Annotated in this window: 11 protein-coding genes; 7 read left to right on the plus strand and 4 right to left on the minus strand. The window is 70.3% G+C overall.

What is annotated here, in order from left to right:
• Window positions 1–27: 27 nt before the first annotated feature.
• From ABD932_RS29080 to ABD932_RS29090, 3 genes are all read right to left on the minus strand, one after another.
• Entirely contained in the window at window positions 28–1,002 is a 975-nt protein-coding gene (locus tag ABD932_RS29080; protein WP_345016963.1) for a TauD/TfdA dioxygenase family protein, read from the minus strand.
• Between the two features lie 89 nt (window positions 1,003–1,091).
• The gene (locus tag ABD932_RS29085; RefSeq protein WP_345016965.1) at window positions 1,092–1,700 is read right to left on the minus strand and encodes an AAA family ATPase; all 609 of its coding nucleotides are present in this window, start codon (window positions 1,698–1,700) and stop codon (window positions 1,092–1,094) included.
• A gap of 14 nt (window positions 1,701–1,714) precedes the next feature.
• Complete coding sequence (locus ABD932_RS29090; RefSeq protein WP_345016967.1) at window positions 1,715–3,259, minus strand: glycoside hydrolase family 32 protein; 1,545 nt, start codon at window positions 3,257–3,259, stop codon at window positions 1,715–1,717.
• Between the two features lie 162 nt (window positions 3,260–3,421).
• Between ABD932_RS29090 and ABD932_RS29095 the strand changes: the two genes are divergently transcribed.
• From ABD932_RS29095 to ABD932_RS29110, 4 genes are read left to right on the plus strand one after another with little or no spacing between them, the layout of a single operon-like run.
• Window positions 3,422–4,831 (plus strand): extracellular solute-binding protein, encoded by a 1,410-nt coding sequence (locus ABD932_RS29095; protein WP_345016969.1) that lies wholly within the window; start codon window positions 3,422–3,424, stop codon window positions 4,829–4,831.
• Window positions 4,828–5,784, plus strand: coding sequence for a carbohydrate ABC transporter permease (locus ABD932_RS29100; protein ID WP_345016971.1), 957 nt, complete (start codon window positions 4,828–4,830; stop codon window positions 5,782–5,784). The genes ABD932_RS29095 and ABD932_RS29100 overlap by 4 nt, the downstream gene beginning before the upstream one ends.
• Before the next feature lie 14 nt (window positions 5,785–5,798).
• Window positions 5,799–6,653: a carbohydrate ABC transporter permease gene (locus ABD932_RS29105; protein WP_345016973.1), complete on the plus strand. Its 855-nt coding sequence runs from the start codon at window positions 5,799–5,801 to the stop codon at window positions 6,651–6,653.
• The gene (locus tag ABD932_RS29110; RefSeq protein ID WP_345016975.1) at window positions 6,650–8,050 is read left to right on the plus strand and encodes a glycoside hydrolase family 32 protein; all 1,401 of its coding nucleotides are present in this window, start codon (window positions 6,650–6,652) and stop codon (window positions 8,048–8,050) included. The genes ABD932_RS29105 and ABD932_RS29110 overlap by 4 nt, the downstream gene beginning before the upstream one ends.
• Here the strand turns inward: ABD932_RS29110 and ABD932_RS29115 are convergent.
• The gene (locus ABD932_RS29115) at window positions 8,013–9,077 is read right to left on the minus strand and encodes a LacI family DNA-binding transcriptional regulator (RefSeq protein WP_345016977.1); all 1,065 of its coding nucleotides are present in this window, start codon (window positions 9,075–9,077) and stop codon (window positions 8,013–8,015) included. The two genes, ABD932_RS29110 and ABD932_RS29115, sit on opposite strands and share 38 nt — an antisense overlap.
• A gap of 95 nt (window positions 9,078–9,172) precedes the next feature.
• Between ABD932_RS29115 and ABD932_RS29120 the strand changes: the two genes are divergently transcribed.
• From ABD932_RS29120 to ABD932_RS29130, 3 genes are all read left to right on the plus strand, one after another.
• Window positions 9,173–10,003 carry an aldo/keto reductase gene (locus ABD932_RS29120; RefSeq protein ID WP_345016979.1) on the plus strand — a complete coding sequence of 277 codons (831 nt, stop codon included), beginning with the start codon at window positions 9,173–9,175 and terminating at the stop codon, window positions 10,001–10,003.
• Window positions 10,004–10,079: 76 nt separating this feature from the next.
• Complete coding sequence (locus ABD932_RS29125; RefSeq protein WP_345016981.1) at window positions 10,080–10,688, plus strand: DNA polymerase ligase N-terminal domain-containing protein; 609 nt, start codon at window positions 10,080–10,082, stop codon at window positions 10,686–10,688.
• A 141-nt stretch (window positions 10,689–10,829) separates the two neighbouring features.
• Window positions 10,830–11,264, plus strand: coding sequence for a cupin domain-containing protein (locus ABD932_RS29130; protein WP_345016983.1), 435 nt, complete (start codon window positions 10,830–10,832; stop codon window positions 11,262–11,264).
• The last annotated feature ends 5 nt before the right edge of the window (window positions 11,265–11,269 follow it).

Below are 11,269 nucleotides of genomic sequence, written 5' to 3' on the forward strand. Positions count from 1 at the left end.
CGCCGTATGGCCGTCACCGGGTGTCGGCTACCAACGCCCCGGTTCGGTCCCGATGATCGGCTCCGATTGTTTGCCGTCCACCCCGACCGGCACGTCCCCGACGAGCATCACGCGGTGCATGGTCCGGGGGAAGTCGAGGTGGGCGTTGTCGCTGGGCGCGAGGTGGATGGTGGCCCGGTTGTCCCAGAAGGCCACGCTGCCGGGCTCCCAGCGGAATCGGACCGTGTACTCCGGGCGGACCGCCTGCTCCAGCAGCATGTCGAGGATCGCCCGGCTCTCCGCCCGCGAGAGGTCGGCGATCTGCTCGACGTAGTACCCGTTGACGTAGAGCACCCGCTCCCCCGTCTCCGGATGGACGCGCACCAGGGGATGCAGCGAGGCGACCTGACGCTCCAGCAGATGACGGACGTACGCGTCGTCGCCGGGGCGGGGCTGGTAGCCGACGCCGAGACGGTGCTCGGCCCGCAGGCCGTCCACGAACTCCCGCACCGGGCCGGAGAGTCCGGCGTACGCGGCGGCGAGGTTCGACCAGGTGGTGTCGCCGCCGTACGGAGGTACGGTCTCGGCACGCAGGATCGTCGCGGCGGGCGGGTCGATGCGGGCGCCGTGGTCGCAGTGCCAGCCGCGCAGCAGGGTGTGGCGGCGCCGTCGCAGCCACTCGTCGTGCTCCATGCCGAACTTCCCGCCCAGCTCCAGCCGGTCGGCGGTCGTCTCGATCTCGGGGAAGTCCGCCGGGGAGGCACTCCCCCGCTTGCGCAGGACGACGGGTTCGCCGAACCGGCGCGCGAACGCCACATGCCCGGCGTGGTCCAGCCGCTGTCCGCGGAAAAACACGACCTTCCAGCGCAGCACCGCCGCCCGGATCGCCGCGACCACGGCGTCGTCCAGGTCGCCGGCCAGGTCGACGCCCGTGATCTCCGCCCCGATGTGCCCGGCGACCGGTTTCACCTCGATCCCCGCCGCCTGCTCCGTCCCCTCCGCGGTGGCCCTGTCCGTCGTCATGCGCACTCCGTCGATCGTCCGCACCGGCTCCGGTCCGAGCCGGTTCCAGGAAGATCGTGACAGTGTTCGGCAGGCGTGGCGACAGGGCCTCAGCGCACCGGCAGGCGCACAGCCGTCAGCACCGCGTCCGCCAGCTCGGCCACCGAGCGACCCCCCGTGTCGATGCGGGCCAGGCCGTGGGCGTCCACGCCCTCTGCCATCAGCGACTGAAAGCGCTTGGCACGGGCCAGGAACTTGTCCACCAAGTACCGTTCCCGGTCCGTCCCTTCCTCGTAGCGGGCCGACGACCGCATGCGCGCACGCAGTACCGCCTCGTCCGCCGTGAGCCATACGGCCCGAGTGCGCGGGACAGCCGTCAGGCCGGCCACGCGGGCGGGCCACAGTGCGGAACCCTCCAGGACCAGACCGGGGCCGTCACCGCTTGCCCGGTCGGTGATCAGTTCCTCGATGCGCGGCCACAGGCGTGCGTAGTGGTCGAGCACGGACCCGATCAGCGCGTCGATGTCGAGGGTGGCGTAGTGCTCGGCGACATGTGGCGGCGGCTCCCACTCGGGCGTCCGCCAGGGCCGCCCAGGATGCCGGGCCAGCTTGTCCGTCGAGCGGCAGTCGAACCCGAGCCGCTCCGCGACGGCCCGGGCGACGGTCGACTTGCCGGTGTGGGACGTTCCCCCGATGAGCACCACGCGCACGTCCTGCATGCCGGCGACCCTACTCAACTCACCGTGAACTCCCGTATCACCGTGTTCCGGAACACCGCCGTGCCGTCGATCGTGAACAGCGCGAGCCCGGTGTCGGTCAGATAGGGAAAGACCTCCGACGAGTGCACGTACCGGCCGTCGTCGACGAACATCTCGACGGACGTACGGTCGACCAGGATGCGCAGCCGCACGGTGCGGGCGGCCGGGTCGAAGGGGCTGCGGCTCTCCTGCCACCTGCCGGAAGCGTCCGGGTTCACGGTGGGGCGGCGGTTGAGGAAGGCGTAGTCGCGGTAGATCCCGGCGTCGACATGGCGGCTGCCGTCGGGGGAACGACGCAACTGGAAGCCGGCGCCCGTGAGTTGGTCCCAGGCGATCTCGCAGGTCAGCTCGTAGGCCGTGCCCTGGTAGTCGAGCACGCGGGTGCCGGAGACCTCCAGATCGCCCAGCTGCACCGTGCGGGAGACGTGCTCGTCCAGCGCGCCGACCGGTTGTGAGGCGAGGTAGTACGCGCCGGTGGAGGACCGTCTCAGGGTGATCTCCCGGACGATCGAGTCGGTACCGTTGAAGCCGTCGCTGTCGATGGTGGGCGTGATGTTGGCGTAGTCCCAGTTGTTGAGCCAGCCCATCGCGTAGCGCACGGACGGGTCCACCGAGCCGTCGCTCCGGTGCTTCTCGAAGGTCACGGCGGCGTACCAGTCCCAGCCGTGGTCGAGCCACTGCGGATCGGCGGCGTCGGCGGTGAAGGTGGTGCCGTCGAAGGAGCCCGTCCAGTAGGCGTACGTGTTCGGCAGCCCCGATCCCTTCCCGTTCGCGCTCACGCCGACCACCCACTTCGCGGTGCCGTCGCCGGCGGTGATCCGGAACAGGTCCGGGCACTCCAGGACCCCGATGCCGCCCCTGATGAAGCCGCTGACGTACGTCCAGGACTTCAGGTCGGTGGAGTGGTAGAAGCCCACCTTGTCGTTCTCGGCGAGCGTCATCACCCACCGGCCGCGCTCCTCGTCCCGGATCACCTTGGGGTCGCGGAAGTCGCGGACGCCGGGGTTGGGCAGGACGGGGGCGGTGCCGTGGGGCGTGAAGGTGCGGCCGCCGTCGGTCGAGTAGTACAGGTACTGCGCCTGCGTTACGTCGTCGGGCGACATGGTGGCGATGACGATCACCGCGCCCGCGCCGAACCCCGCCATGTTGTCCGAGTCGATCACCGCCGAGCCGGACCAGACGTCACCGTTGGGCGTGGTGTCCTTCGGCACGGCGATGCCTCGGTCGGTGAAGGAGACCAGGTCGGCGCTGGTGGCCAGGCGCCAGGCGGTGCCCGTGGCGGTGCCGCCCGCGACATAATCCGCGTTGTACAGGTAGTAGTAGTGGTACTCCCCGTCGATCCACACCGGGCGCTGCGGGTCGTTCTTCCACTGGTCGGGCACCGTGAAGTGGTACTCGGCGCGGTAGCTCACGCTCCGCGCGGACTTCGGCCTCGCGGCGGCCGGTGACGAGGGCAGCATCGCGGTCACGGCACCCACGGCGGACCCGGCGAATAACGCTCTCCTGGATATCCCACGCATCACACATCGTTCCTCTCGGACGCGACGACGGCTCATGTGGTCCAGCACTGTGTGACCTAACTCGTTAAAGGTCAAGTGGTTCCGAACTCTTGACAGGGCCGTAACCCGCTTCACATCATCTGGGGCATCAGACCTTGGCTAACACGAGTTAGGCCCGTTTGAATGACCGACTCGCACCTCACCCGCCGCACCCTGCTGCGGTACGGCGCCTACGGCGCGGGAGCCGCCGCGCTGGCCGGTACCGCCGCCAGCTGGGACCGGCTCACCGGAGCCGACATCCCGGGGCGCGACGACGGCTCCCTCGTCGTCGCCACACTGGGCCCCGCCTACGGACCGGAGGCCATCCGCACACTCACCGAGGGCTTCAAGAAGGTCCACCCCGACATCAAGCTACGGATCAACGCCGTGCAGGCCGTCGACTGGTCGGACTTCTTCGCGAAGATCCTCACCCAGATCGCCGCGGGCACCGCGCCCGACCTCGTCTACGTCGCCACCGAGGGCGTCCAGCTGTTCGCGCAGCGCCTCGGCGTCCCGTTGGACCGCTGGGTGAAGCGGGACGCCGAGGAGCTGCGCGAGTACTTCGCCGACGTCCATCCCTCGCTGGTGGAGTCGATGATGTACGAGGGGAGCCTCTACCAGCTGCCGGTCGAGTTCAACGCGGCCGACATCTACCTCAACAACGAGGTGCTGAAGCGGGCAGGCGCGGACTTCCCGGCGGCCGACTGGACCCGCGACGACTTCACCGCGCTGCTGCGCGACATGAAGAAGGCGAGCGGCTCGCAGTTCACGCCGTACTTCTGGACCAACCGGCTGTGGGGCGGCGTGGTGCCGTGGCTGTTCGCCAACGACACGAACCTCCTCTCCGAGTCCAAGGCACCGGGCGGCGCCTGGCTGTGGGACTCCTTCTACCCGGCCGCACAGCGGCAGGGGCGCGGCGGCGGTTTCCGGTGGACCACCCCGCAGGCCACCGACGCGCGGGTGGAGGAGGCGTACGACTATCTCGCCTCCCTCATCCAGGAGGACCTGTGCAACCGGCCCGAGGGGGGCAACGGACAGAACCTCATCGGCGTGTTCTCCACCGGGCGGGTCGGCGTCACGCCCGCGGGCGGCTTCTGGGCGGGCGGTCTGCACCTGGCGGGGATGGAGGCAGGCGGGTTCGACACTCAGTACTTCCCTCGCTGGCGCACCCAGCGTATGCAGTTCGGGGCCGCCGGCTACGCGCTGCTGCGCACGTCGAAGCGGCAGGACGAGGCCTGGGAGTTCATCAAGTACGCCGCCCGCAGGGACACCCTGATGCGGCTGTTCAAGACGAACCAGACCACCCCGGCCCGCCGCTCCATGCTCACCGCCGACCGCTACCGGGAGACCGGCCCGGACCGCTGGCAGGTCTTCTACGACACCCTCGACAAGTTCCCCGACACCGGGCCGATCCCCGCACCGCCGCAGGTCGCGGAGGTCGAGCAGGTGCTGCTCAAGCACACCGGTACCGCCCTGGCCTCCCGGCGTGCGGTGGCCCCCGCGCTGCGGCGGATGCAGAGCGATCTGGAGAAGGCCATGGAGCGTGACGTATGACGACGAACACTCGGATACCGGCTGTACAGCCGAAGCCGCCGGCGACGTCACCGGCTGCCGCGCCCCGGACCTCCACCCGCGACCGTGGCACCCGCCTGCTCGCCACGCTGTTCCTCGCGCCCACGATCGTCGGCATCGTCGTCTTCACGGTCGTCCCGATCGTCGGCTCGGTGGTGCTGAGCCTCTTCCACTGGAACGTCATCGACGACCCGAGCTTCGCCGGAGCCGCCAACTACCGTGAGGTCTTCGGCGATTCGACCGTGCTGGTCTCCTTCCGCAACACGCTGGTGTTCATGGTGTTCGCGGTCGCGCTGCAGCTGCTGATCGCCCTCGTCCTGGCCCTCGCGGTGAACGGGCGGATGCCGGTGTGGCTGCGGTCGGTGTTCCGCTCGGCGTTCTTCTTCCCGCTGGTGCTGTCCGCCGCGTCGATCTCGGTCGTGATGAAGTACCTGTTCAACCAGGACTTCGGGGTCGTGAACTGGCTGATCGGGCTGTTCGGGATCGCCCCGGTGCCGTGGCTGACGTCCGAGAACGCGGCGATGACCACGGTGATCCTGGTCTACGTCTGGCAGCAGTTCGGCTTCTCGTTCCTGCTGTTCGTCGGGGGTCTCAACAACATCCCGAAGGAGATCCACGAGGCCGCCTCCCTCGACGGCGCGACCGGCCTGCGCAAGCACCTGAACATCACCCTCCCGCTGCTGTCGCCCACGCTGCTGGTCGCGTCGGTGGTCGGCATCATCAACGCGCTCCAGGTCTTCGAGCAGCCGTACGTCCTCACCAACGGCGGTCCCGGCGACTCCACCCGCACCGTGGTGATGGTCATCTACGAGAGCGCGTTCGAGCAGCTCCGCTTCGGCGAGGCGTCCGCGGTGGGCGTGCTGCTCTTCGTGCTGGTCATGGCGGTCACCGCCCTCCAGTTCCGGCTCAGCCGGCGTTTCGTCCACTACCAGTGAGCCGGGTGAGTTCCATGAGCCAAGCGACAATGAACCTCAGCCGCGCGCGGCACTCGCTCGCGCCCTGGGCGCGGATCGCCGGTCTGGCCGTGTGCGCGCTGCTGACCCTCGGCCCGGTCATCTGGACGATCTCCACCTCCCTGCGCACCCCCGCCGAGTCCTTCGACCTGCCCCCGAAGATCATCCCGACGAACCCCACCGTGGAGTCGTATCAAGGGGTCTTCGACCAGATCGACGTATGGCTGCTGGCGCTGAACTCGACGCTGGTGACCGCGCTGATAGCGGTGGGCCAGATGATCACGGCCGGGCTGGCGGGGTACGCCTTCGCCCGCCTCGAGTTCCGGTTCAAGAAGCCGCTGTTCGGGCTGGTCCTGGCGACCATGATGGTGCCGCTGCAGGTCACGATCGTGCCGGTGTTCCTGGTGCTGAAGTCGATGGGCCTGACCGACACCCTGCTCGGTCTGATCATCCCGGCCTTCCCGACCGCCTTCGGGACCTTCCTGATGCGCCAGTACTTCCTGGGCATGCCCAAGGACCTGGGCGAGGCGGCGATGCTGGACGGCTGCGGGCCGTGGCGGATCTTCCGTTCCGTGTACGCCCCACTGGCCGCGCCCGGTCTCGCCATCGTCGGTGTACTGGCCTTCAACTACCACTGGAACGAGTTCTTCCGGCCGCTGATCCTGGAGACCTCCGGCCAGAACTACACACTCCCCCTGGGCCTGGTCTCCCTCCAGGGCAACCTGGGCACCGGCTCCATCTCGGTGGTGCTCGCCGGTGTCGTCCTGTCCATGATCCCCGCCGTCGTCGTGTTCGTCGTCGGTCAGCGCCCTCTGCGTGAGGGCATCACGTCCGCAGGAGTCAACCGTTGAGCCTCACCGCTCAGTCGACGGACCCGAGCGCCCCGCGCTTCCGGGTCCGTCCCCCCGCCAACTGGATCAACGACCCGAACGGTCCCTTCCGTTGGCGGGACCGGTACCACCTCTTCTACCAGCACAACCCCGCCGCCCCGGTGCACTCGAACGTCCACTGGGGCCATGTCTCCAGCCACGACCTCGTCCACTGGGAGCACCATCCGATCGCGCTCACCCCGATACCCGGGGGCCCGGACGAGGCGGGCTGCTGGTCGGGCTGCGTGGTCGACGACGACGGCGTGCCGACGGCCGTCTACACGGGCGTCGACCGCCATCACACCGGCCTCGGCTCGATCTGCCTGGCGCGGGCGCTGGTGCCGGAGGACGAGACGCTCACCGACTGGAAGCCGCGGCCCACCCCCGTCGTGACCGGCCCGCCCGCCGACCTGGACGTGGTGATGTTCCGCGACCCGTTCGTGTTCAGGAGTGGTGGCCGACGGTGGGCGCTGGTCGGCGCGGGGCACGCCGACGGGACGCCGTCGGTGCTGGTGTACGACTGCGACGACCTGACCGACTGGCGGTTCGCCGGGGTGCTGCTCGACGGCAACGACCCGGTCGCGGCGGATGTGTTCGGGGACAGGGCCGTCGGCTGGGAGTGCCCGCAGCTCTTCGAGACCGCGGGTGGGGACTGGGTGCTCGTGGTGTCGCTGTGGGACGGAGACCCGTGCGGCACCGGCTATCTGACTGGCCATCTTGAACCGTACGGAGAAGGCGAGCTGCGCTTCGAGACCCGCACCGGCGGGCGGCTGGACCACGGGCGGGACTTCTACGCGCCCGCCGTGCTTCAGGAGCCGGAGCGGGCGCTGATGTGGGGGTGGTCCTGGGAGGCACGGGAACAGAGCGAGGTCGATCGAGCCGGGTGGGCCGGTGTCCTGACCGCGCCGCGGGTGGTGGACGTCCATGCCGACGGAACCCTGCGGGTCGTACCGGCACCGGAGCTCGAACTGCTGCGTGCGGCCGAGCCGTTCGTCTCCGCGCCGAGTCGGCTTGCCCCGCTTCCGGATTCGTACGACCTGACCGTAACCGCGTCGGGCCGGACCACCGTGAGTCTGCTGCGGTCGGCCTCGGGTGCGGAGCTGACGGTCGTGCTGGACCCGGACGCGGGCACGGTGACGCTCGACCGCGGCGACTGGCCCCGGACAGGGCCCGACGGGTCGGCGCCGATTGTCGTGCGGGAGGCGGCCGCCGAGGTGCGGATCCTCGTCGACGGCTCGCTGTTCGAGCTGTTCGTCGGCGACCGGGCGACGGTCACCGAACGGGTCTACCGGCGGCCGGACGACGTGCCCGAGCTCGTCGTCACGGGGGCGGCGGCGGCCGTCATCGGCTGGGAGCCGGTCCCACCGACGCACGACTGACCACCGGGCAGGCGAGGCGCCGTACGGTCGCGGGCGGGGTCCTGCCGGTGTCGATGGCGTCGAGGAGGAGCCGTGCGGCGGCCTCGCCCATCGCCCGGTGGGGCAGCGCGACGCTGGTGAGGGGCGGGGTGAGGAACTCGGCCATGTGTTCCTGGTCGTCGTAGCCGACCACCGACAGCTCGCCGGGGACGGCGATGCCGAGCCGGGTCGCGGCGTGCAGGACGCCTGCCGCGACCCGGTCGTTGTAGCAGAAGATCCCGGTGGGCCGCCGGTCGGCGGGGACGCCGTCGAGGACGCGCATCGCGCCCTCGTGGCCCCCGCTGATCTCGCCCCCGCTCCGCACGACCCACTCCTTGGGCACGGTGATCCCCTCGGCGCGCAGCGCGTCCCGGAAGCCGCGCAGGCGGTCGACGGAGGCGAGGTCGTCCTGGCCGCCCACCATGGCGACCCTGTGGTGTCCCTCGTCCAGCAACAGCCGGGCCGCCGTACGGCCGCCCGCGCGTTCGGCGGGGATGACGGCGGGCAGGGAGTCGTCCTCGGGCAGGCAGTTGGCGAGGACGGAGTGGGTGCGGTGCAGGCCCTCGGGGACACGGACGCGGCGCAGTGACATGGCCGCGTAGATGATGCCGTCCACGCGCCGGTCGAGGAGTTCGGCGACGGCCGCGTCCTCCTTGGCCGGGTCGCCACCGGAGTCGATGGTCAGGACGAGGTGCTCGCTGTCCCAGGCGGTCTCCATGGCGCCGCGCAGCAGCCGGCCGGCGAAGGGCGAGGAGGCGATCTCGTCGGTGACCAGGCCGATCACGGCCGTACGGCGGCGGCGCAGGCCGCGGGCGACGGGGTCGGGGCGGTAGCCGAGCTCGGCGGCGGCCTGCCGGATGCGCTCCTGGGTGGCGGGCGAGAGGTTGCCCTCGGCGCGGCCGTTGAAGACGAAGGAGACCGCGGTGTGCGACACGCCGGCGAGCCGGGCGACGTCCCGTGACGTGGGACGCCCCGATCCTGTCGCCTGCTTCTCCCCGGTGCCGCCCATGACGTCCGCCGCCTCGTCCCCCGCCGTTCCGGTTGATCAAGGCTCACCCTATCCGTGACCCTGGAGGGACGACACAGTCAAGGGAAGGTCCGGCAGTGATCAGCATCCCGACCCACGCGCTCAACGACGGTACGACGATCCCCGCCCTCGGCCTCGGCACCTGGCCGATGGACGACACGCAGGCCGAGCAGGCCGTGCGCGACGCCCTGGAGCTGGGGTACCGGCTCGTGGACACGGCGACGAACTACCGCAACGAGACCGGCGTCGGCCGGGGCGTCGCGAGCAGCGGCGTGCCCCGCGAGGAGATCGTCGTGACGACGAAGCTCCCGGGCCGCCACCACGGCTACGAGGAGACCCTCACCTCCTTCGAGGAGTCCCGCGCCCGCCTCGGCCTGGACTACGTGGACCTCTACCTCATCCACTGGCCGCTGCCCCGCGTCGACAAGTACGTCGACTCCTGGAAGGCCATGATCAAGCTGCGGCAGGACGGCCTGGTCCGGTCGATCGGCGTCTCCAACTTCACGGCCGAGCACATCGAGCGGCTGGAGAAGGAGACCGGTGTCCTGCCCTCGGTGAACCAGATCGAGCTGCACCCGTTGTTCCCGCAGGAGGAGCTGCGCGCCTTCCACACCGGCAAGGGCGTCCTCACCGAGAGCTGGAGCCCACTGGGCCGTGGCACCAGCCTCCTGGACGATCCGGTCGTCAAGGGCATCGCCGACGCCCTCGGCGTGACTCCCGGCCAGGTCGTCCTGCGCTGGCACACCCAGCTGGGTGCCCTGCCCATCCCGAAGTCCGCGAACCGGGAGCGGCAGCGCGAGAACCTCGACGTCTTCGGCTTCACCCTGGACGCCGCGCAGATGGGCGCCGTCGCCGACCGGGCCCATCGGCGGCTCGGCGGGGACCCCGAGGTGCACGAGGAGTTCTGAGAGCCTTCGGCCGCAGGTCTCAACGGCGTCACGGGCGCCGTCGCGGGTACTCGGGGCGCTCGGGAAGGAGGCGCACGTGGGTGAGAAGGACCGGCTGCGGGAGTACCGCGGCAAGCGTGACTTCGGGCGGACGCGGGAGCCGGAGGGGCGTGCGGCGGCCTCGGGCCAGGAGCCGCGGTTCGTGGTGCAGATCCATGACGCCAGCACCCTGCACTTCGACTTCCGGTTGCAGGTGGACGACGTACTGAAGTCGTGGTCGGTGCCGAAGGGCCCTTCCGACGATCCCCAGGACAAGCGGCTCGCGATGCCCACCGAGGACCATCCGCTGGAGTACGAGGAGTTCGAGGGCGTGATCGCGCAGGGCGAGTACGGGGGCGGCACGGTGATCGTCTGGGACAACGGCACGTACGAGCCGCTGAGCCATGACCGCAAGGGGCGGCCCGTCGACTTCGGCGAGTCGCTCCAGCGAGGTCATGCCACGTTCCGGCTGAGGGGGTCGAAGCTGCACGGGGAGTACGCGCTCACCCGGTTCCGCGACGGCCTCGACGGTGAGCGTGAGGCGTGGCTGCTGGTGAAGGCCGGCAGGGCGCGAGCGGGCGGGCACGGCACCCCCGACCCGCGCCGGGCCCGGTCGGTGCGGACCGGTCGTACGCTCGCGCAGGTCGCCACGGACGGCGACGCGTAGTGAACCGACGTGAAGTGAACCGCGGCTGCCGGGGGTCCTGCCTCCCCTGATTTCGGCGGATGTTGTGGTTCCGCCCTCAACTACCCTTCCCTGCCTCTATGTTCACGGCGACAGCACTCTCGCCACTGGAGGCAATTCGTCATGCGCTCCGCGCTCCGTATCGCCGTCACCGGCGCCATGGCCGCCGCCACCGTCCTGGTCGCCGGGCCCGCCCAGGCGACTCCGCCCGGGCCGGGCGTCACCGGCCGGGTCATCAGTCAGAAGACCGTCGGCGACACCGACTACATCCTCCGGGAGGTCACCATCCCGCCGGGTCAGGCCACCGGCTGGCACTACCACGACGGGCCGCTGTACGCCTTCACTCAGCAGGGCACGCTGAGCCACTACAACTCCACCTGCGCCTCGGACGGCGTCTACCCGAAGGGCAGTTTCATCCAGGAGCCGGCCGGTCCCGGCAACGTCCACATAGGCCGCAACGAGGGCGACACACCGGTCGTCCTCGACGTGCTGTACGTGCTGCCGCACGGCGCGCCGTTCTCCCAGGACGCGCCGAACCCGGGCTGCCCGTTCGAGTGATGACG

This window comes from Streptomyces shaanxiensis, from assembly GCF_039537145.1.
GTDB lineage: Bacteria > Actinomycetota > Actinomycetes > Streptomycetales > Streptomycetaceae > Streptomyces > Streptomyces shaanxiensis.

Bases quoted from the DNA above. Each gene is read 5' to 3' on its own strand.
- ABD932_RS29080 (WP_345016963.1), bottom strand. From the start codon at position 1,002: ATGACGACGGACAGGGCCACCGCGGAGGGGACGGAGCAGGCGGCGGGG.
- ABD932_RS29085 (WP_345016965.1), bottom strand. From the start codon at position 1,700: ATGCAGGACGTGCGCGTGGTGCTCATCGGGGGAACGTCCCACACCGGC.
- ABD932_RS29090 (WP_345016967.1), bottom strand. From the start codon at position 3,259: ATGCGTGGGATATCCAGGAGAGCGTTATTCGCCGGGTCCGCCGTGGGT.
- ABD932_RS29095 (WP_345016969.1), top strand. From the start codon at position 3,422: ATGACCGACTCGCACCTCACCCGCCGCACCCTGCTGCGGTACGGCGCC.
- ABD932_RS29100 (WP_345016971.1), top strand. From the start codon at position 4,828: ATGACGACGAACACTCGGATACCGGCTGTACAGCCGAAGCCGCCGGCG.
- ABD932_RS29105 (WP_345016973.1), top strand. From the start codon at position 5,799: ATGAGCCAAGCGACAATGAACCTCAGCCGCGCGCGGCACTCGCTCGCG.
- ABD932_RS29115 (WP_345016977.1), bottom strand. From the start codon at position 9,077: ATGGGCGGCACCGGGGAGAAGCAGGCGACAGGATCGGGGCGTCCCACG.
- ABD932_RS29130 (WP_345016983.1), top strand. From the start codon at position 10,830: ATGCGCTCCGCGCTCCGTATCGCCGTCACCGGCGCCATGGCCGCCGCC.